The following is a 22,063-nucleotide window of genomic DNA, read 5'->3' as shown; positions in this document are numbered from 1 at the left end:
AAAGTATGTCAAAAATATTAATTATAGAAGATGAAGCGGCTATTAGAAGAGTTTTATCAAAAATTATTTCTGAAGAAAATGACGCGTACAAGGTAGAACAGGCAGAAGATGGTTTGTTGGGGCTAGAAATGATTAAAGATAATGATTACGATTTGGTTTTATGCGATATTAAAATGCCAAAAATGGATGGTGTAGAGGTATTACAGAAAGCCAAAAAGATAAAACCAGAAATTCCAATTGTCATGATTTCAGGTCATGGAGATTTAGATACGGCTGTGAACACTATGCGTTTAGGCGCTTTTGATTACATATCGAAACCACCAGATTTAAATCGTCTTTTAAATACAGTAAGAAATGCTTTAGATACCAAAGTATTGATCGTAGAAAATAAACGGTTAAAGAAAAAAGTTAGCAAGAATTACGAGATGATTGGTGAGAGTGCTGAAATTAGTCACATCAAAGAAATTATCGAAAAAGTTGCGGCAACAGATGCAAGAGTATTAATTACGGGGCCAAACGGCACAGGTAAAGAACTTGTTGCGCATTGGTTGCACGAAAAATCAGATCGTTCTAAAGCCCCCATGATTGAAGTAAATTGTGCTGCAATTCCATCTGAATTAATAGAAAGTGAATTGTTTGGACATGTAAAAGGATCTTTTACAGGAGCAAATAAAGACAGAGCAGGAAAGTTTGAAGCTGCCAACGGCGGTACTATTTTCTTGGATGAAATTGGGGATATGAGTTTATCTGCGCAAGCAAAAGTTTTGCGTGCTTTGCAAGAAAGTAAAATATCTAGAGTTGGTTCGGATAAAGATATTAAAGTAAATGTTCGAGTAATCGCGGCGACAAACAAAGACTTAAAAAAAGAGATTGCTGCAGGTCGTTTTAGAGAAGATTTATATCATAGGTTGGCCGTTATTTTAATTAAAGTTCCTGCTTTAAATGAGCGGCGAGAAGATATTCCTTTATTAGTAGATTTCTTTACTGAAAAAATATCAAAAGAACAAGGAGTTCCTAAAAAAGTATTTTCAACAGAAGCCATTCATCTTCTAAAAAAATATGATTGGACAGGAAATATTAGAGAGTTAAGAAACGTTGTAGAGCGATTAATGATTTTAGGCGAAAAAGAAGTTTCTGCAAATGATATTAAATTATTTGCGAGTAAATAAATTTTTGGGGAAAATTATCTTTGTACCTATTGCACCTGCTATATCTCTTTTTGGCTTATTGGTCAAAAATGGTTGGTAAAACCTTTTTAAGGGTAAAGTTTTATTTTTTTACTCAGTTACTTAAGATTCAAGCTGCATTTATATACTTTAACTAATATAAATTTTTGAATAATAAGTTTCCCATTGTTCATTTTTAGTATTATTAATTATTTCAATAATACCATTTTTCCATTTTGTGAATAATTGATTTATATTATTAGAAAAATTTTCATTAATCTCTAAATCTTCAATTGCATCTGTATAATGGTAATCTGAAATAATTAAAGACTTATAAATAAGAGTTTCGTTTAGCGCTAATTGTTTTTGTTCTAATGGCCAGGGCATCTGATTTATTTGAGCAGATTGTTTATCATTTAAAAGTTGCATAGCTATTTCCCACTCATCCCTAATTTCATTATTTACATTACGAATATCATTTATTATCACATTTTTATATTGATCATAATCTACAGAGGTTTGGTTAGAATCAGTTTCTGAATTTTGTTTCTTTTTTTGAGAAAAATATGATGAAATAACACCTATGAAAGCTCCAATAAATGAATACAATATTAAATTACCATTTGTAAAATAGGCAATACCACATCCTACAATTGCTGTAACCAAACCACCTATTATAATTTTAATAATATTTATATTTTCGATATTTACTTCTTCTTTAGTATTAATAAATGAAGTTACTGGTTCTTTTATTTTTTTTTGTTCAATTTTTGCTATTAGAACTTCGGCTACGCTATTTAATGATTCTAGTAATTCTTTATTTTCCATTTTCTAATTAAATATTTCTTCAATTTCTTCTAATTTACTAATACTAGCATCGATATCATTTATACGTGATTCCTTATCTTTTAAAATTTGTTCATATTTTGCAGTTACTTCTTCAAATTTCTGACCAATATTCTCATTAAATAAACGTTTCATTTCTATTAATATTCTACCAATATCTTCTTTCTGAACTGATATTTCCTTCGTAATTTCAGCTTTATATTCTTCTATGATTTTATTTACGTCATTAAAATAATTATCTCTCTCTGATGCATTTAGACCGTCAATTATAAGTTCAGGACTATCACTTTTATTTTCAAAATATCCACCCCAAGTTCTAGTAGATGTCTTTATTCTACTAATTCTGTCATTGTAAAAATCTTTAATTTTAACTTTTGAAAATAAATCAGCGCATCGGTCTATATCCGTTAAAGAATCCAATAACACTTCTTGTATAATTTCAGGATCTATACCATTAAAATCATCTGTTTTCAAGAGATCTGTAATTGTGTTTTTAAGAGAGCTAACAAAAGGCCCTTTACTAGAAAAATACTTACTCCATTTGTTGAAAGCCTTTTCTAAATTAGAATCTAAATATTTAGTTAAAATCTCTTTTAATTTTATTGAATCAACAACTTCATGGCTAACAGAACAATTTCTGTTTGGCTTGAGCCAATAACCACTATATTGTTCTATTTTAAATTTTTTAGGCACTAAATAAGTTCCATGGTTAAAACTATCATAAGTCAATTTGTTTGAAAATTTTTTAGGAAAAGCATTCAAGTTTTTTATTGAACGATTGATAATATTTAATGACTTTTTTCCAAATTTTTCGACATTTAAACGTTGATTTTTCTGATTTACAATGTTATCACTATTTAACGAATTAATTTTTTTAGAGTAATCTACTAGATCACTTTTAGTTTCTGAAATAGTGTTTAATATTTTAGTTCTGTTATTTTCAACGAAATCCTTGTATCTATCGGTAATTATGAGTTCCTTATTACTTTTAAAATCCTTTTCAATATAATTTTCTTTTATTTCTTCAATATTACCAAGGAGGCTAAACCATTCTCTATTTTCACCGATATCTGGATAATTTTTAATTAATAATTTAGCTATATGAGCTTCGTTTTCATCCCATTCATTTTTAGGCTTATGATATAAGCTATAGCAAAGTCCTGAAGTACAATCAAGTTTTGGAAGTTCATTTCTCAAATTTTTCTTTTCAAAAGCTTCTTTCAAACCAACTTTTAGTGAATCTGATAAATAATCAATAGCATATTCCAAATCACCGTCTGCAGTCCTTGCAATATCAATCAATCCAGAGTCAAATTTACTACCTAAAACCACTACTGAACTTATCCCTTGATCATACACACGCTCTTTTAAAAAAGTTAAATCTGTATTTGTACAAAACTGACCTGTATAACTTAGTAAAAAAACTCCGTGACAAGAACGTAAAAACTCATTAGTTCGTTCTTCTCTAGAAACAATTGGGTCATTTACACCTGGTGTATCAACGATCTCAACTCCTTTTAACCCTTCTTCGGGTAAATACAAATAAAGCGTTTTTGTAACAGAAGTAAACTCTCCTTTAGCTCCGACAAATTGATTTAAGCGTCCTTGTAAATCATCAATAGAATTTAAGGTTTCTTCTAAGGGTTTTTTACCTATACATCTTTTAGCAGAAACACCGCATTTTTGAACTAACTCATGAGATGAACAAATTAAATCTCCAGCTCTCTCTTTTGTTGCTTCCACTATATCTCTTTCATCTTCAAATTGACCGGAACTTTTAGCTTCTTTGTAAATAGCGTCGTATTGTCTTGCCTGATTTTCAACAATGCTCCAATCATCTTTAGAGTAATACTCTACTTTAAATTTAGGGACTTTATCATAACTAATTACAGTTAATCCCGCGGTCATAGGAGTAGATGCTTTTGGCAGTAAATCTTTACCTTTAAAAAGGAGCGCATTTAAAAATGAGGATTTCCCAGATTTAACTTGACCAATAATACCAATACGCATTGTTTTACCTTGCGATATTAAGTCTTTTTCTGCTTGAACTATTTTAGGCAATTCATCTTTTAATCTATAAATACCATCTATATACAAACTATCAACCTCTGTAGTATCTATTAAATTGGTTATTTTATCATTTAGTTCTGAAAAAATATTATTTTTTACCATTATTATTTATAAATTAAATTGCTTATTTTGTTAAAAGATTGATCATTATTTTGTCCATATTTCCTTCTGCAATTTCTAAAGCAGAAAGAATTTGATTTTCTTTTCGTTGTATCAAACGTCTTGCTTTTGGCATTAATACAGAAACCATATCGTATTTCTTATGCAATACCGCCCAGGAAAGTATATTGTAACCTTTATTATTTTTTAATTTACTAATTTCAGTTTTTCTAGAAAGACAATCTAAAAAGCCATCAAAATCATTATTTGTAACGCAATCAAAAATATCTTTAGTTTTTTTTACAACATCAATATTACGCAAGTGAGAAAAATTACTTTCTGATTTTTTTTCATTTAGTTTTCTAATACATTTTTTCAATAAAAATTCAATATCATTAATCATTTCATGGAATTTTTTAGAGTCGTCATTTAATTTATGAATACTTTTCTTGTTGAGTTCTCTCTCTTTTATTAGATGATTTATTACTTCTGTCTTTTCTTTTTCTTTTGCTCTTATATATTTGTCTATGCTGTTTATTTTTTCTTCAAATAATCGATTTGAAATTCCTGAAACTTCACGATTATAGGCACTATATTCATTGTAAGAGGTTCTCAATCTATTTAAATTCTCTTTATTATTTAAAAAACCTACTTTTTCAATCCAAACTAATTCCCTTTCTAATATATTTTGGAACTTAGTCCATAGGTTATCAAGCTCAAATGCTCGTTTAGGATAATAATAATTAATCTCACGTTTTGTGTTTGTAAAATCAATGTCTTTTTCATTATTATAATCGATAATACTATTGTTACAGGCTTTAATTTTTAAGTCTAGTTCTTTAACTTTATTATTTGTTTCCATGGTTACCCACTCTTTGTGTTCATGTAAAGATTCTTTAAAACCTTGTTCAGCTTTCTTTTTCTGAGCTTTTGATTTTACTTTCTCAAAAATTTCTTTCCAAGATTTATTACTTCTATAAGATTTTAATATTTGTTTTTCATGAGAAGAATAAGCGACTATATCTATGATAGAATTATCATTTTTAGCCTTCAAAGTTATAGCTGATTGTTTAATAATTTTTAATATTTCACTAGAAGATACCTTATCAGCTTTATTAAAAATAATTACTTTTGGTTTATCTCTATTAAAATTTTCACGTATAAAACCTAAATCCTCTTTTTTCACCGTCCCTGCAACAACATCAATCAACCAAAATAAAACTTCTCCATTTTTCACAGCATTTTTCGCCGTGTTTTGATCTATTTTTGACTCCCCATCTTCCTTATTGTAACCTGGAGTATCGATAAACATAACATCATTTAAAAAATTGTGTTTTATTGGTTGTTGAATAATAAGTTTATTCAAAAATGCCCCTAAACTAATTTTATATTTTCTTTCAAATTCGTGACCTAAGGCTAAAAGTGCATGAAGAGATAATAGCATTTTTCCATTCTGTTTATTCTCTCCTATTACATATTGCATTTTCTGTTTTTTACTACAATAAATATAGGTAGGAATTACAGACGTAGGCTTTTCTGAAACAGGTAAAAATTCAACCTCATCCTCTTCGCAAAGTAATGAATTTAAAAAACTTGATTTACCTGCTGAAAATTCACCCCCTAAAACTATTTTTGTCCAATCCTCATCTTTAGAGGAAAGGACATCCTGTTTCATTACTTCGTATTGATTGCGAAAGTAATAAGCGAATTTGCAGTTAAAATTAGCATTACAAATATTCTCAAAGTCATCACTATATATATAGTTGTTTAAATCATTAAATACATTCGTTTTACTATTTGTAATTTGTTTTGGTTCATTTATCCCTGCAATTAGTTTTAACGCTTTACTAGACGAATACAAGTATGGGTTTACTTCTATAAAAACCTCTTTTAAAGTGGTGTTTTTACTAATTCTATTTTTTATTCCACCAAGCATTATTTTATGAATTTAATTTGAGGTTATGAACTTACATACTCAGAATTAACACTCTTTATATCAAATAAAGCTAGTTCTCTTAAATTTTGTTGTAAAAGATTGATTGCTACTAATTTTTCATTCTTTTCTTCTTCATTTGTAGCAATTTTTTGATATTCTAATGTAATACGTTCATCTACTTCTTTTACTTTTTGAGCAAGTCCTTCCTCAATATTTTTAAGAATTATCTGTCTTTGTTCTTCAATTCCTTTTTCCACTTCTGGTCTTAATTTGTTAATAATTTGAGGAATAGAAGTATCCACAAAACCATTTACTGCCTGAGTTAATTTATCTTGTTCGTCTTTTTTACCAAAGAGTGCATTTAAAATATCTGGAGCAAAAATAATAATCACTTCCAGCCAAGGGGCTATAAATGATGTTGTTACACCGATCATAGCTGTTATTCCTCTATATTTGTTTAAATTATTTGTATTAGATATTTTATCTTTTATTGAGCTCATTGTGGTGCCAATTGTATCAACCACATTCAAAGTCTTATCAGAGGTGCTTACAAACTCTTTTAATTTTTGATTTATATCCTCAAAGTTTATGGAAATTTGATGTGACAATTTAGATTGGATGCCTTCCAGGCTATTAATAAGGATAGGTCGAGCAGTATCACTAATTTCTCGGTTTGCACCTTCTTGATCATTTTGTAGAATATAAGAACCAATTGTATTTGCTTTGTTTTTTAGGGCATCTTTCACTTTTTGTAAAATTTCATCAACAGCAAACATACCCAATTCAGGACTTGTTTTTTGAGATGATATTTCTTCTTTTGCTCTTTCAGCACTTTCTTTTAGATTAGCTAATTTTAATTGCAATTCTTCTTTATTCTTAGAGATAACATTTGCTTCTAATTGCAGCCATTCTTGCCATTGATTCATAAATGCAGAAACTAGTGGTTGAAAACGGTCATAAAATAAACTTGCACTATCTAAATCAGAAATTACCTTTTCAAAATCTCCGATATTAGAGTCCATTGCTGATACCATTCCAACTGAAGAATTGCTCTTATCGTAACGTTTAACTTGCTCAATTATGAAATTTTTAATTTTATCCTGTTCAGTAACCGTTTTTTTATCACACTTTGTTACCAATACCGCTGAACTCAAGTTGTAGCTAAGAATTTCTTGCATAAATTTTAAGTTGCTTCCTTTTATGCTTCCTTGTTCAATATCTACTAATGTAATAAAGGCAGATCCTTCCTTTAAATAGCTTAGAATTGCTTTTTGATGTGCTTCAACCCCAGAATCAGAACCAGGCATATCCACTAAAGTTATTCCTTCATTATATAAAGTTTTAATTTTTAAATTATCTACATATACTTTAACAATATCTCCTGGTTTCACATCCAAACCTTTAATACTTTCTAATTTACAATTAGAAATTTCAGATCCATTTCTGTATAATTCAGCTACTTCTATTGGAGCGTAGTATAACTCATATGAAACTGCTGTTTCGGGTCTAATACCTGTAGGTAATATTTCTTTACTCATCAAAGCGTTTAATAAAGAACTTTTACCTGTGCTAAAATCCCCTACTATTGGCACTTTTATTGTGAAATTTTGATGAATACTTTCTAATAATTGTTGAGCATGTTGATTTCCTTTATTTATGATTTCATCCGTTAATAAATTACTTTCAGTTACTTGTTTTACTGTTTCTTTAATTATAGACTCAAAGTGCACAGAATATTCTTTAATTGATTTCATTATTTCTAGTTTTTAGTTAGTTTATTTTTAATTTTTTTACAATTTTTATAATCCCTTGATCAGCTTTTTTTAGATTTAATAAAGTTACCTTTAAATCAATACTATACGTTATTGTATTTGATGAATTAGACAACCAGTCTTCCATTCTTTTTTTACCTTTGGATTTATTAATTGAAGTTAAAGTAACACCAACATTTTCAGGGCAATTGACAACTAAGGCAATTTGTTCATCTGTTAAAGTAGATTTGTACTTGTTGTAAATTTCTTCTGCTGAACGGATGTGATCATAATCATAAGAATCTCCGCCTCTTAGTGTTTTCCCAGTATAAAGATCTTGATATAATGCTATACCGTTGCCGCGAATACATGCCTTTTTATGCATGGTCGCTTTTAATTCTCTGAATACTAAGTCAATTTCTAATCTACTATAGGATCTGCTGGGGTTTTGTGTTAAAGTCATATAAGTTGTACCTTTTTATAATTGAATATCTTGGATTTAAATACACCTCTGTTTTAAAATCAATACTCTGAACTCTTAAAATGCTTAATGTACTTTTTCTTTTTCATGTAAAAGGTTTTAAGCAAATGATGAAGTTTGAACTGGCAATCCTTTAGCAATCAATAAATTTCCTTTTTTTTGATTTTATATTTGTGATTATTTTATACAAAGCCATTTTAGTAAAATTACGTTTTGTAGTAAAATCTTAAATTATACTGGCTTTTTTTTCAAACCTTCTCCACCTCTAAAAAAGTAGCACTCAATAACCCATGTGGTTTTAAGTCTATTCCGTAAATTCTTAGAAAAGCATTGTTTACATCATTTCCTTCATTATAATACAATGGATTTACTGCAAACGATGAAACTTGAACTGACAACCCTTTGTCAATCAATAAATTTCCATTTTCAAATTTCCTTTTGGTAGTAATTTTATATAAAGCCATTTTCAAATAAACTTGGGGTTGTAGTCAATAATTTATTAAGTGAAAAAATCTTTTTCATAGCATTTTCCCTCCTAACGAATCCTAAAAATAAGGAGTTTTATAAAGCTAAAAAGAGGTAATGTGTAAACGTATTGATTCTTTGTTTTATCGTTAAATTTTTAAAGAAATAACAATGCTCGTTCCTTCTTTTTCTGAAGCGGTAATGCATAAGGTTTCTTTAACATTATAGCCTAGTAACTTTAAACGTTCTTTAATCAATAAAATTCCTTTTGATTTATGCAGTTGTTTTGAAGGTTTTGAGATCCCTACTCCGTTGTCTTTAATTGTGCAAATCAAAATATTCTCTTGGGTTAAACTGAAATCAATATTCAATTTTGGATTTATAACATTTGGTGGAAAAGCATGAACAAATACATTCTCAATAAAAGGTTGGATAATCATAGAAGGAATTTCCATGGAATAGGTATCAATTGATTCATCTATCGTTAATTCAACTAAAACACTATTATTAAAGCGCTTATTTTCTACATAAATGTATGAGTTTAAATATTCAATTTCTTCATACATAAAAATATATGGACGTGTACAATGGTCTAGGTTTTTACGTATTAATTTTGAAAATTCTCCCAAAAATAAGACAGCACTATCTGGATCATTCTCCAAAATATATTTTTGAATGGAGTTCATTGCATTAAAAATAAAATGAGGGTTCATTTGAGCTAATAGCGCTTCCATTTTAACTTCTTCAATACGATTCTTAATGAATCCTTTTTCTACTTCTATTTTTTTGTTTTGCTTTACTTTATGTTTATAGAAAAGATAAGTTCCAATTGAGAATAAGAAGATTATTGCACTCATAAACCACCAGTTTTTCCAGAAAGGAGGTAGAATACTAATATTTAAAATAACTTCTGAATAATGGAGACCTGTACTTAAATCTGATACTTTTACTTCAACTTGATACTTTTTGGGAGATAGGTAGGGTAGAAAAATTTCAGGAGAACTTGAAATTTCGGTCCATTCACTGTTAGAATTTAATTGATACTGGTATGCTAATTTATTTGGGTATGGGTGCGCATTCGTTGAAAAGGTTAACAGAACGGTATTTTGAATATAATTTAGTATCGCTTCACCGTTAGAAATTATTTTATCAAGGGGTATGTTTTCATTATTAATTTTAAATTGATTCACTTTAATTTTTGTAACAAGAGGTTTCTTTTGCTCAATCGTATTAAGGTTAATAGTATAATACCCTTGTTTACTGCCTATAAATAAATTGTCACCTTCAAGTTTTGAACTTAAAATTGGTTGTTTCAAGCCTTGCTCTTCATCAATAAAGAGAAACCGGTCATTCTTATAAATGGTTAACCCTTTCTCAGTTCCTATGAATAAATTTCCATTATAACTTTCTAAAAAGGAAATGGAATTTCCTTGAATTTTTGATCGCGCAATTTTTTTAATAACATTAAAACTTTGTTCGTCGTTCAGAATAAAAACATCTCCAGATTCATTTGAAACTGCGATATTATTATCAATGCTTGTTATGTGCTTCAGTTTTTTTTCTAACCATATATTGTTATTTAGATAAGAAGTAAAATGGTTGTTATGCCAAATGTAAAGTCCTGAAAAAATTGATAAAAAATAGGTTTTATCACCTTTTTTTAGGCTGTTTACAATCATCGTTGGCGTGTTCTTCTTTTCTTTTTTAAAATAGGTGTAGTCAAACTTATCTAAGTCTGTATAAACTCGAACTCCTTCATATGGAGTGGTTTCTATGAAATTGCCTTGAGCCGTAAAATTAAATTCTTCCGTATGTAAAGGTAAATATCTTAGAAACGTTCCGTCTTTTTTGATTGAAAATACGCCGATAGTAGTGTTTAACCAGAAGGCATGGTTATAATATTTTAAATCATAAAACTTAATATCTTTAGCGCTTGTATTATAATCTAATTCATAAAAATAATCTTCATGTTTAGGTAAACTCATTTTCGTATTTCTAAGAAAATTTTCCTCCCATTTTTTTAAAATATTTTTATCTAATCTTATTTTTTTAGTCCCTTCTTCCAAAACTAAAACTTCTTTATACAAATAAGCTTTTGTATCACCGAAAGTTGCATAATCTAAAATATCCATATCTGCAGATGGAATAAATTTTATGACAGAAGACATATCAACTTCATATAGACCAGTATCTTTAGACCCAACATAAAGTTTATTCAGTTTTGAATCAAACTCCAGAGATACTATTTCTTTACTTGAAATATTAAAATCTGAATTTCGATTAATAAACTTATTATTTACAATTTCGTATAAACCTCCATCATTTTTGTAAATCCCCCAGGCGCCTGCAAACATGTTGTTTTTTGAAGTTAAACAATAATCCCATATTATAGAGTTGCCTTGTTTAGAAGTTGGCGAAGTAGCTGTATCAGAAATGAAAGATGTTAATTTTGATTTTGTAAAATACTCCTTATTACTAATGTAAATACTATCATTACTCTTAAAAGCAGCATAAATATATTGATTGTTATTAATTTTTTTAAGGGATACTTTATCTGAATCCAGAACAATCTGGTACGTTCCTGAATTATAGGTGGTACAGTAAATTTTAGCATCATACTCGAAAAATGATGAAACTCTAAAAAGTTTATTTTCGGTAGATTTTGAAGAAAATATTTGAAAGTTGTTAATATCAACAACGGATACACCATCACTTGTGCCGACATACATTTTATTGTTAAAATGCAATAATTTAGTAATTTCATTATGAACTAATCCATTTTCTTTGGAGAGCACAATAAAACTTTGACCATCATATATACTCAAACCTGCTCCATAGCTACCAAACCACATTTTTTTAGAGGAGTCTTCTGCAATTGCCCAGCAATTATTCATAGCTAAGCCATTCTCTTCAAAAAAATGAGTAAACTTTTTATTCTCTTTATGAACAACTCCATTTTCAGTTCCAATCCATAAAAAATTTTGACTGTCTAAAAATAACGATCTAATAGCGTTATTCGGTAACTCTTTAGCTGAAGTATAGTTTCTGCTAGGAAATATTTGTGAGTAACTCAAATTACAACACAGTAAAACAATAAAAATTAAATTATTCTTTGTGTAATATAGTTTTAACAAATTCTTCCTCTTTTCTAAATGAAACTGGTAATTTTTCTCCGTTAGTTAGTTCAACTTCCTTTAAGGCTTTATTGTATCGGACTATATAATTTAATTGAGGTCAGTAGATAATTTCATATCTTAGGAGTCAATAAAATAGGCAAATTATGAATTTATTTACAGGGAAAAACCTTCTAGAGTTTAGTGATCGGTTTAAAACAGATGAAAATTGTAAAGAATATCTGGCAAATTTTAAATGGGAATTAGGCTTTAATTGCTTAAAATGTAAGCATACAAAGAGTCAAATCCGAAAGGACTTTTCAAGAACTTGTAACAAATGCAGTCATACAGAAACTGCATCAGCAAACACGCTATTTCATAAAGTGAAGTTTGGTTTACGAAAAGCCTTTTTTATGTGTTTTGAAATGTCAACCACCACAAAAAGTTTATCAGCCAGCTACATGGGAGTTCGCTTTGGAGTTACTGAAAAAACAGCAAGATTATTTATGCATAAAGTTAGAGAAGCAATGAAATCTAGTGAAAATCACCCTATGAAAGGAACGGTTCATATTGATGAATTTGTGATTGGAGGAAAGGAAAAAGGAAAAGTAGGTAGGAGTTATAATAGCAAGAAGAAAAAGATTGTAACCGCAGTAGAATTAACGGATAAGGGTAAAATTAAAAGAATGTATGCTCTGAAAATTGATAATTATTCAGCTAAAGAATTAAAAACAATATTTGATAAACACATTGATAAAAACGCAAAAATAACCACAGATAAGTGGAGAGGTTATCGTCCTTTAATTGAAGAGTATAATATTACTCAAATAGAAAGTAATCAAGGAAAGAATTTTATGGCAATACACACGATGATTCATCAGGTAAAATCATGGATAAGAACTACCTATTCATCAGTAAGCGATTTTAACATCGAAAGATATCTTGATGAGTTTTGTTATCGAATTAATCGCTCAAATAGCAAAAAGAACATTTTTAATAATTTGATAATAAGAATGGTGAAAGCTGAAAAAATATATCAAAGTAAAATTATATGTTCCTAACTACTGACCTCAATAATTTAAATTTGAAACATATGTTTTATGGATACGCTTGAATTTTTTTTCAGGCATTAATTCCTCTACATATTTCAATGTTTTTGTAACTATTATTATACTCTCGTCAACTTTTTTAATCAAACAATAATTACTGTCAGCTTTACAGTATAATATCTGATTAGAATGAATTAATTCAAAACCATCAATAGTTGGAAAAGCTATTTTATAAGAATTTTGATTGTCTAAATTTAAATTCTCTAATAATAAGGTCAATTTTTTTTGTCCTGAATTTTGCTGATATCGCGTTTCAAAAAGTTTTAAAGAGCTTGCTAAATCTAAATGATTAATAGGCTTCAATAAATAATCTAGTGCACTACATTTTATTGCTTTTAATGCGAATTTTTCATAAGCGGTTGTAAATATCACTTCAAAATTTATAACCTTAAAATATTTAAACAGCTCGAAACCATTTTCACCAGGCATTTGAATATCTAAAAACACTAAATCTGGATTGTGTTCTTTAATAGATTTAACTCCTTGTTTTACTGAATTACATAAAGATATTACAGAGAACTTATTTGGAAAATATCTCTCAATTGTATTTTTCAATACAATTTGTGCATTAATTTCATCGTCAATTATTATTACTTTTATCATAGCCCCTAAATGTAATATTAAATTAGGTGATAAAAAAAAGGAATTGGTAAAAGTGTTTCATTTAAAACACAAAAAAAGGGAATCAATAATTATTGATTCCCTTTTTTTGTGAAAATTTATTTTTTAAGATCAAACCGGTCTAGATTCATCACTCTTACCCATGCAGTAACAAAATCATTCACAAAACGTTCTTTTGCATCATCGGCAGCATAAAATTCTGCAATAGCTCTCAGTTCTGTATTGGAACCAAAAATTAAATCGGCTCTAGTACCTCTAAACTTAATTTCACCAGTTGTTCTATCAGTTCCTTCAAATAGAGTATCATCACTAGAAGTTGCTTTCCAAGTAGTGCTAAAGTCTAAAATATTTACAAAGAAATCATTGGTAAGTGTACCAACAGTATCTGTAAATACGCCATATTTAGAGTTATTGTAATTGGCTCCTAAAACTCTTAAACCTCCAATTAAAACCGTCATTTCGGGAATAGAGAGGGTTAGTAATTGTGCTTTATCAATCAATAATTCTTCAGCAGCTAATTTTAAATCTTTTTTGATAAAATTTCTAAAACCATCGGCTCTTGGTTCTAAATAACCAAAAGAAATTAAGTCAGTTTGCTCTTGGGTAGCATCTCCTCGTCCTGAAGTAAACGGAACAGAAATTTCATAACCTGCGTTTTTTATAGCTTTTTCAATACCAACAGAACCTCCTAAAACAATTAAATCAGCCATAGATACGTCGCCATTAAATTTCTTTTGAATTTCTTCTAAAACAGTAATTACTTTATTTAATTCATAAGGATTATTTACCGCCCAACTTTTTTGTGGTTGTAATCGAATTCTTCCTCCATTTGCGCCACCTCTCATATCTGAACCTCTATATGTTGAAGCCGCCGCCCAAGCAGTGGTTACCAATTGAGAAATGGATAAAGATGAATTGGAAATAGCCTCTTTTAATGTAGAAATTTCAGCGGATGAAAGCAGGGTTCCTTCAGGAATTGGATCTTGCCAAATCAATTCTTCTTTAGGGAAATCTGAACCTAAATAACGAGAAACCGGTCCCATATCTCTATGCGTTAATTTAAACCAAGCTTTTGCAAAAGCATCTTCAAAAGCTTTAGGGTCTTGCTGAAAATGTTTAGAAATTTCTAGGTACTTAGCATCCATTTTTAAGGCCATGTCTGCAGTAGTCATCATTAAATCTTGTGTGCTATTGGCGTCTCCTGCTTTTGGTGCTTTTCTAGCGTTTGGATTAGAGGGTTTCCATTGATGTGCTCCAGCCGGACTTTTTGTTAGCTCCCAATCGTAATTTAATAACACATCAAAATAATCATAATCCCATTTTGTTGGGTTTGGTGTCCAGGCACCTTCAATTCCACTGGTAATGGTATCATCTAAAACTCCTGATTTATACCTGTTTTTCCAGCCAGTACTCATTTCTTCAATAGGTGCACCAGCAGGTTCTTTTCCAACAAATTCATTAGGGCTTGCGGCACCATGCGCTTTTCCAAAAGTATGTCCTCCAGCAATTAAGGCAACAGTTTCTTCATCATTCATAGCCATTCTTCCAAAAGTTTCTCTAATATCTTTTGCGGAGGCTACCGGATCTGGTCTTCCATTGGGTCCTTCTGGATTTACGTAAATCAATCCCATGTGAACAGCACCTAAATCACTTTCTAAATTTCCATCTTCATACCTTGCATCATTTCCTAACCATTCCGTTTCTGAACCCCAATAAATATCTTGTTCAGGTTCCCAGACATCTTGACGTCCGCCGGCAAAACCGCAAGTCTTAAACCCCATAGATTCCATGGCACAATTGCCAGCAAGAATCATTAAATCTGCCCAAGATAATTTAGCTCCATATTTCTTTTTAACGGGCCAAAGTAATAAACGAGCTTTGTCTAAATTGGCATTATCGGGCCAACTATTTAATGGAGCAAAACGTTGCGAACCAGAACCTGCGCCTCCACGACCATCGCCAACCCTATAAGTACCGGCGCTGTGCCAAGCCATACGGATCATAAAAGGTCCGTAATGACCGTAATCTGCTGGCCACCAATCTTGAGAATCTGTCATTAAATGAATAATATCTTGTTTCAGTTCATCATAATTAATGCTATTAAAAGCGTCCGCATAATCAAAATCTTCTCCCATTGGGTTAGATTTTGTAGCGTTTTGACGAAGAATATTTAATTTTAATTCATTTGGCCACCAATCTCGGTTTTTTGTTCCGCTACCAGCTGCATGTTTTTGAGTTCCTCCCATAAATGGGCATGTATTACTGTTCTTATTTTTTTGCATGATTCGTTGATTTAAATTGTATTTATCGTTGGTTCTTATTTTTATATTGTTAAAAACCATTTTATAGCTGTTTTAAATTTACGGAATTTTTTGGACATAGATTTTTAATAGTGTAAATCTATTTTTAAATGTATAAGCTATAAATAAAGTTGATGCAAACATAAAAAGTTCCCATCAACTTTTAGGTTTTAAAGTGAATTACATTTTTAAATTTGCAGGAGAAAATTGAATATTAATAATTTTAAAAATAAAAAATATGGCAACAGCAGTTGGTAAAAAATTTCCAAATTTAAATGTAGACGCAATGAATGAAATGGGTGATACGTTTAAATTAAATGTATTAGAAGAAGCAGTAAAAAACAAAAAGAAAGTATTGTTATTTTGGTATCCAAAAGATTTTACATTTGTATGTCCAACAGAATTACACGCTTTTCAGGCAGCTTTAGGTGAATTTGAAAAAAGAAATACTGTTGTAATTGGTGCTTCTTGTGATACTCCAGAAGTGCATTTTGCATGGTTAAGTACTTCTAAAGATAATGGCGGAATTGAAGGTGTAACCTATCCAATTTTAGCAGATAGCAATAGAAACTTATCATCAATTTTAGGTATTTTAGATATTACGAACGAAACATTTGATGAAGCTTCGCAAACGGTTCAAGTTGAAGGAGATAATGTAACCTACAGAGCTACTTATTTAATAGACGAGGAAGGAACTGTGTTTCATGAGGGAATTAACCACATGCCAGTAGGTAGAAATGTAAATGAATTTTTACGTTTAATCGACGCTTATGCGCATGTACAATCTCATGGAGAAGTTTGTCCTGCAAACTGGGAAGAAGGTAAAGATGCCATGTCTCCTAATGCAAAAGGAACTGCTGCATATTTGGCTTCTCACTAAATAAAAATAGTCATTACGAGCAATCGCGAAGTAACCTTTTCAGATAAAAGAGCAGATTGCCTTAGATTGTTCGTAATGACAAAAAAATAAAATTATGGTACAAGAATTAACGGAAGATAATTTACAAGCAATTGTAAGTGAAAACGAAAAAGTAGTGGTGCAATATTCTGCGACTTGGTGTGGTAATTGTAGAATTATGAAACCGAAATTTAAAAAATTAGCTTCAGAACAAGATGCAATTAAATTTGTTATTGTAGATGCTGAAAAATTTCCTGAAAGCAGAAAATTAGCAGATGTTAGTAATTTGCCAACATTTGCAACTTTTGTAGGGGGTGAAAAGAAAAATCAAACACAAACAAACAAGTTTGATGTGTTAAAGGAATTGGTGGCAGAAATTGAATAAATTTGTAATTCTGAACTTGTTCTAGAATCACATTTAAAAAAAGTAAAAATGAAGTTACCTGTAATAAAACACCTTACTAATTTTATCGACGAAAACGATCAAGATTACTTGTTAGAAACTATCGAAACTTTAGAAGCCTTAACAGAAGTTCCCTCTTTAAAAGACGAGGAATTGGATGTTATCGGAGAGTTGATTTCTAATATGTATGGAGCGCTTGAGGTTGATAAAATGGTCAAAGAGGGCACACCTAAAAAAGAAGCATTAAATACGTTTATGAAACGTGTTTTAGGTTCTATTGATCAGTAAATAACGATTATTGAAAGCGAGAAGCCTCAAGCGAAAACTTGAGGTTTTTTGTTTATAAAAATTTATTTTTTAATTGTTTTGCAATTTGATTTCCTCGATAAATCGCACCTTCCATATAGCCTCCGTAACTTGGTGAAGTTTCTGAACCAGCAACAATTAATTTGCCACCTAAAAATTCTTGTTGATACATAGCATGTCCATTATTTTCATGCGGACTCAAAAATTGATTATTGTCAAAATTCAAAAGGTTTTCTTGTTTCCAAACTTTTTCTTGATAAGAAAGATAGTTTTTTCCGTCATCACCAAAAAAAATAGTGAGTTGTTCTTTTATTTTTTCTTCCCTATATTCTTTAGTTTCATTCCATAAATTGCCATTTAAAAATCCTAAAAGAGCAAAATGCTTGTTTTCAAAATCAGAATGATCATACATTTCTGTAAAGGGTCCCACATTGCTAAAACCAACACCAGACAATCCTTTTTCTTTCCAAAATGGACTTTTGTAGACCACTGCAAATTTTATAGAATCTTTCATCCAAGTATGGGTTTTATTTGCGATTTCTACTAAATTTTCATTTAAAGGAGTCTTAAATTGGATGGTATTTACCAATAGTTGAGGCGGTATTGTAGAGATAACAACATCCGCCTTAAACGCGGAATTGTTTGTAATGACTTGAATGGATTCTTCATTATCAATAATTTCAAGCACTTTTTGATTGATTTCTAATTCGTTCTCAGAAAAACAATTTGCCAATTTATGAAGAATCGTTGCAGTTCCGCCAACAATGCGATAACTAATTTCTTGATTTTTTGGCAATTGAAAACGTTGAGGTAAATTGCCGATTTTAGCTTCAAAAAGAGCATCACCTTGCATGTTTTGCTCAAACAAAGAAATTCCTAAATCTTTACAAAGTTGTAATAATGTAGCATTATACTTCCAAAGCCAAGTAGCGCCTAATTCAATTTTTGCTTGATGAACATTTTTGGTATAAATTCTTCCACCAATTCTATCATTTGCTTCTAAAATTTTTATAGAAAAGCCTTCTTTTTTGAGAAGATATCCTAAATAGATTCCAGAAATTCCGCCACCAATAATTAGTATTTTTTTATGCATTTCAACAAAGATATAAAGAATAAAAATTATAATATTCAAGATTAGTTGTGGAAACAATTCCTTTGAAAAACGGAATCATTCTAACCAGCATTACACAATGTATTTATACATTGAAATGAATGTACTCATTACTTTTAATGATGTGTTAATTGGGCAATGATTTTAGTGTGTTCTGGGAATTCTTTAGATAGTTCTTCACAGCTAGGAAGTACAAAATCTCTAAAATCAAAACCAGGAGAAACTGTACAACCTACAAAAGAAAAGGAATCTTTTTCTACTACTTCTGCCGCAAAATAATAATGTGCAGGTACTGTAAATTGCGGAATTTCATCATTTAAAAAATTATTTCCAATCAGTACAAAGCTGTAATTACCATCCGGAGAAATGAGGTGCAATTTTAATGCGGTTCCTGTGTAAAAATGCCAAATTTCATCTTGACTTATTTTATGAAAAGCAGAAAACGTATCTGAAGTTAATAAAAAGTAGATACTGGTGCAGTAGTTTCTATTGCCTTCAAAATTATTCCCTAAATTTTCTGATAAAATTTCACCTTTACTACGGTAAGTCTCTTTGTAATATCCGCCTTCAGGATGTTTTGTTAAGTCGAAAAGAGTAATTATTTGATTTCCATTCATTGTTTTATTCATGGTTTTATTTTTTGTGTTTTTAAAATAAAAGTAGCCATATCCTTTCCCCAAATTTGATACGTTAATTTAGAAGGATGCACACCATCACTAAAAAAAGTATTTATATCGCCTTCTATTTGATATCTTTCTTGCCATGTTTTAAATTTTATGATTTCGTTATTAAAGTGTACATTCTTTTTAGTACTTACTTTTTTAGATAATCTTTTACCTAAAATTTCAACCAAGTTCCCGATTACGAATTTTATAATCCCTGTAAAAGCAGGAAATTCTTTTATTGGAGGCATATTTGTGAAATAAATAGGAGTTTTAGGAAATTTTCTTTTCAAATCTTTAATGATTAGATTGATATTATACATCCAAATCTCAGGAGAATTTAGTTTAAACGCATCATTTCCACCTAATCCGATTACGATAATATCGGCATTAGAATCTTCAATTTTTGGAATCATTTTTTTACGAACCATTCTAGCACTATACCCGCTTTTTGCATATACGTGCCATAAAACTGAATTATTTGTTTTTTCTGATAGCTCTTTCGCTAGAGATCCAATAAATCCGTTTTCATGAAAATCTACTCCAACTCCAGCAATCGTACTTTCGCCAATTGCTATAATTTTTAGCGTTTTTTCAGCGGCTGTTTTTATGTATCCTTTAGGATTTCTAGCTTCAGGAAGTTTTGGTACATTTTTACGAATATTTTTTCCCTGAAAGTACATGATGGGTAAAAGAGGAAAAGAAATAATGACCCCAATATAATATTTTAAACTCATTATTTACAACTGTTTAAGCTCATTAGCTTTTTTTATTATTGCCTTTAAACGCTCTTTTGTCAATTCTTTTTCTGATTTTACTTTGTTAATTTTTTGACGCATTAACCTGGTATGCTTCGCCTTATTTACAGTATTTTTAGCTTTTCCTTTTTTGGGCACTTCTCTAATAGTTTGTGAACGAAAGTAAGAAATTTTAGAATTAAAATCATTATTGTTCGATAAAAGATAAAAAGACCGCTTTCGCTGTTAGAATCAAGAACAAAGACTTGAATGTAACTAACTGAAAAACAATATTATTACGATTTTAAATTTTTCGATACATCATAAATTCTAAAGCGGTTTTAATAGCAAAGTGTACTACTTTAAAAACTCTTGAAAATCAAGACTATCAATACTTTAAAACACTTTAGCTAATTTTAATCGGACAAGACTAAATTAAAATAGAGAAAGATTCGGTAATAATATTTTATGATTTTATTACCATTTCAATGGATAAATCATCCTATAAAACTCGTTGTAAGGGCACTATTTTTTCTATCTTTAAACCTTGAGATAATTGATCATGAATTTACAGAAATACAAAGCAACGCATGCAATTAAACTTGATTATTTAGCGCCAAAAGAAGTCTTAAATGATGTAAAAAAGCAGCTAAAGAACTAAGAAGAAAGTTCAGTGATTTGAAGGAAACGATGAATGCAGAAGGTAAATGCGGAGTGCTAATATCAATTTATATGTATAAGTCCGTGTAAATAAATTGAATTATTTTTTGATTCATTGAAATTAAAAAAGAATAACTTTAAAGAGCCAAGTTTACCAGCAGAGGTGCATGCTCAGGCAGAAGAATTTAAAGTACAATTATATAACGAATAGCTCTCTAGTGTGTTAGAATTCAATTAATTTGTCTCCTATAGCGCAGTTGAGGGGTTCATATAAAACGAAATAAATGTTCAAAAAGTTGAATTCAATATTCAAAACTGAACGATAACCTAAACTATTAAATTTTGAATTTAAAACTAATTAAACCAATCGTATTTTTCGATTTAGAAACAACAGGAGTTAACATTGCAAAAGATAGAATTGTAGAAATATCAATTTTAAAAGTATTTCCGAATGGCAACAAAGAAAGCAAAACTTGGTTGGTAAATCCTGAGGTTGAGATTCCGGAGGAATCGACTGCCGTTCACGGAATCACCAATGAAAAAGTAGCTACAGAACCAACTTTTAAAGAATTAGCATTGCAAGTAAATGAAATGATTGCAGGGTGTGATTTGGCCGGTTTTAATTCTAATAGGTTTGATATTCCGCTGCTAGCAGAAGAATTAATGCGTGTAGGAATCGATTTTGACATGAAGGATAGAAAAGCAATTGATGTACAGGTTATTTTTCATAAAAAGGAACAAAGAACTTTGGGAGCTGGATATCAATTTTATTGCGGACAAGAATTAGAAGGCGCTCATGGAGCAGAAGCTGACACCAACGCAACCTACGAAATTTTGTTAGCACAAGTGGATAAATACAATGATATTGGCAATACTGTTGATGCTTTAAGCGAATACTCAACACATGGTGAAAGGGCAGATTTTGCAGGTTTTATATTGATGAATGATAAAAAACAAGAAGTTTTTTCTTTCGGAAAATATAGAGGTAGAACTGTAGAAGAAGTGTTTAAAGAAAATCCTGGGTATCATAACTGGATACAGAATGCAGATTTTCCGTTGTATACTAAAAAGGTCTTAAAGCATATTAAAGTAAGAATGTCTGCGCCAAAAGAAACGATGACAGATGAAGAAAAATTACAAGCTTTGCAACAGAAGTTTAATTTGAGGTAAAAAGTGTTGTCACTTCGAGTGAAATTTTTTTTCAAGAATTTTGTATCGAGAAGTTTTTTAAATCTAAAATTCATGAAAAATTATCTTTTTTGTGCTATTTATTTCAACAATTGTATTTTTTCATAGCTTGAATTGAACTAACAAATTGGACTAACAAAT

The 22,063-nt window shown here is 30.0% G+C and carries 18 protein-coding genes; 6 read left to right on the top strand and 12 right to left on the bottom strand.

The features are described 5' to 3' along the window. Window positions 1-5: 5 nt before the first annotated feature. The gene (locus K8354_RS10195; protein ID WP_223439342.1) at window positions 6-1,169 is read left to right on the top strand and encodes a sigma-54-dependent transcriptional regulator; all 1,164 of its coding nucleotides are present in this window, start codon (window positions 6-8) and stop codon (window positions 1,167-1,169) included. A gap of 147 nt (window positions 1,170-1,316) precedes the next feature. On the opposite strand, the gene K8354_RS10190 is transcribed toward K8354_RS10195, so the two are convergent. The 7 genes from K8354_RS10190 to K8354_RS10160 all read right to left on the bottom strand — a co-directional run bounded on the left by K8354_RS10190 (window position 1,317) and on the right by K8354_RS10160 (window position 11,888). Continuing rightward, entirely contained in the window at window positions 1,317-1,994 is a 678-nt protein-coding gene (locus K8354_RS10190; RefSeq protein WP_223439341.1) for a hypothetical protein, read from the bottom strand. Between the two features lie 3 nt (window positions 1,995-1,997). Further along, window positions 1,998-4,184 (bottom strand): dynamin family protein, encoded by a 2,187-nt coding sequence (locus K8354_RS10185; protein WP_223439340.1) that lies wholly within the window; start codon window positions 4,182-4,184, stop codon window positions 1,998-2,000. A gap of 22 nt (window positions 4,185-4,206) precedes the next feature. After that, a complete protein-coding gene (locus tag K8354_RS10180; protein ID WP_223439339.1) occupies window positions 4,207-6,117 on the bottom strand; it encodes a dynamin family protein in 1,911 nt (636 codons plus the stop codon). A gap of 23 nt (window positions 6,118-6,140) precedes the next feature. After that, window positions 6,141-7,871: a dynamin family protein gene (locus K8354_RS10175; RefSeq protein WP_223439338.1), complete on the bottom strand. Its 1,731-nt coding sequence runs from the start codon at window positions 7,869-7,871 to the stop codon at window positions 6,141-6,143. 16 nt (window positions 7,872-7,887) lie between these two features. Then, window positions 7,888-8,331 (bottom strand): hypothetical protein, encoded by a 444-nt coding sequence (locus K8354_RS10170; protein WP_223439337.1) that lies wholly within the window; start codon window positions 8,329-8,331, stop codon window positions 7,888-7,890. A gap of 266 nt (window positions 8,332-8,597) precedes the next feature. Then, window positions 8,598-8,813: a DUF6140 family protein gene (locus K8354_RS10165; RefSeq protein ID WP_223439336.1), complete on the bottom strand. Its 216-nt coding sequence runs from the start codon at window positions 8,811-8,813 to the stop codon at window positions 8,598-8,600. 150 nt (window positions 8,814-8,963) lie between these two features. Further along, the gene (locus K8354_RS10160; RefSeq protein ID WP_223439335.1) at window positions 8,964-11,888 is read right to left on the bottom strand and encodes a sensor histidine kinase; all 2,925 of its coding nucleotides are present in this window, start codon (window positions 11,886-11,888) and stop codon (window positions 8,964-8,966) included. A gap of 206 nt (window positions 11,889-12,094) precedes the next feature. On the opposite strand from K8354_RS10160, the gene K8354_RS10155 reads away from it, so the two are divergent. Beyond that, complete coding sequence (locus K8354_RS10155) at window positions 12,095-12,988, top strand: IS1595 family transposase (protein WP_223439333.1); 894 nt, start codon at window positions 12,095-12,097, stop codon at window positions 12,986-12,988. Window positions 12,989-12,997: 9 nt separating this feature from the next. On the opposite strand, the gene K8354_RS10150 is transcribed toward K8354_RS10155, so the two are convergent. Continuing rightward, window positions 12,998-13,639 carry a LytR/AlgR family response regulator transcription factor gene (locus tag K8354_RS10150; protein ID WP_223439331.1) on the bottom strand — a complete coding sequence of 214 codons (642 nt, stop codon included), beginning with the start codon at window positions 13,637-13,639 and terminating at the stop codon, window positions 12,998-13,000. A gap of 116 nt (window positions 13,640-13,755) precedes the next feature. After that, entirely contained in the window at window positions 13,756-15,939 is a 2,184-nt protein-coding gene (gene katG / locus K8354_RS10145; RefSeq protein ID WP_223439329.1) for a catalase/peroxidase HPI, read from the bottom strand. 256 nt (window positions 15,940-16,195) lie between these two features. Here katG and K8354_RS10140 point away from each other — a divergent pair, with 256 nt between their 5' ends. The 3 genes from K8354_RS10140 to K8354_RS10130 all read left to right on the top strand — a co-directional run bounded on the left by K8354_RS10140 (window position 16,196) and on the right by K8354_RS10130 (window position 17,546). Then, window positions 16,196-16,837, top strand: a complete 642-nt coding sequence (locus tag K8354_RS10140; protein WP_223439328.1) for a peroxiredoxin — start codon at window positions 16,196-16,198, stop codon at window positions 16,835-16,837. A 94-nt stretch (window positions 16,838-16,931) separates the two neighbouring features. Next, a complete protein-coding gene (locus K8354_RS10135) occupies window positions 16,932-17,240 on the top strand; it encodes a thioredoxin family protein (RefSeq protein ID WP_223439327.1) in 309 nt (102 codons plus the stop codon). Between the two features lie 48 nt (window positions 17,241-17,288). Beyond that, window positions 17,289-17,546 carry a DUF6952 family protein gene (locus K8354_RS10130; protein ID WP_223439326.1) on the top strand — a complete coding sequence of 86 codons (258 nt, stop codon included), beginning with the start codon at window positions 17,289-17,291 and terminating at the stop codon, window positions 17,544-17,546. A 52-nt stretch (window positions 17,547-17,598) separates the two neighbouring features. Here the strand turns inward: K8354_RS10130 and K8354_RS10125 are convergent, their stop codons facing one another. From K8354_RS10125 to K8354_RS10115, 3 genes are all read right to left on the bottom strand, one after another. Further along, the gene (locus K8354_RS10125) at window positions 17,599-18,657 is read right to left on the bottom strand and encodes a flavin monoamine oxidase family protein (RefSeq protein WP_223439325.1); all 1,059 of its coding nucleotides are present in this window, start codon (window positions 18,655-18,657) and stop codon (window positions 17,599-17,601) included. A 134-nt stretch (window positions 18,658-18,791) separates the two neighbouring features. Next, window positions 18,792-19,304 (bottom strand): cupin domain-containing protein, encoded by a 513-nt coding sequence (locus K8354_RS10120; protein ID WP_223439324.1) that lies wholly within the window; start codon window positions 19,302-19,304, stop codon window positions 18,792-18,794. Continuing rightward, window positions 19,301-20,074, bottom strand: a complete 774-nt coding sequence (locus tag K8354_RS10115) for an SGNH/GDSL hydrolase family protein (protein WP_223439323.1) — start codon at window positions 20,072-20,074, stop codon at window positions 19,301-19,303. Before K8354_RS10115 ends, K8354_RS10120 begins: the two co-directional genes overlap by 4 nt. A 1,002-nt stretch (window positions 20,075-21,076) precedes the next feature. Between K8354_RS10115 and K8354_RS10110 the strand changes: the two genes are divergently transcribed. Beyond that, window positions 21,077-21,904: a 3'-5' exonuclease gene (locus K8354_RS10110; protein WP_223439321.1), complete on the top strand. Its 828-nt coding sequence runs from the start codon at window positions 21,077-21,079 to the stop codon at window positions 21,902-21,904. Window positions 21,905-22,063 lie beyond the last annotated feature (159 nt).

Source organism: Polaribacter litorisediminis (assembly GCF_019968605.1).
In the GTDB taxonomy this organism is placed as follows: domain Bacteria; phylum Bacteroidota; class Bacteroidia; order Flavobacteriales; family Flavobacteriaceae; genus Polaribacter; species Polaribacter litorisediminis.
This window is presented reverse-complemented; position numbering and strand designations above follow the sequence as displayed.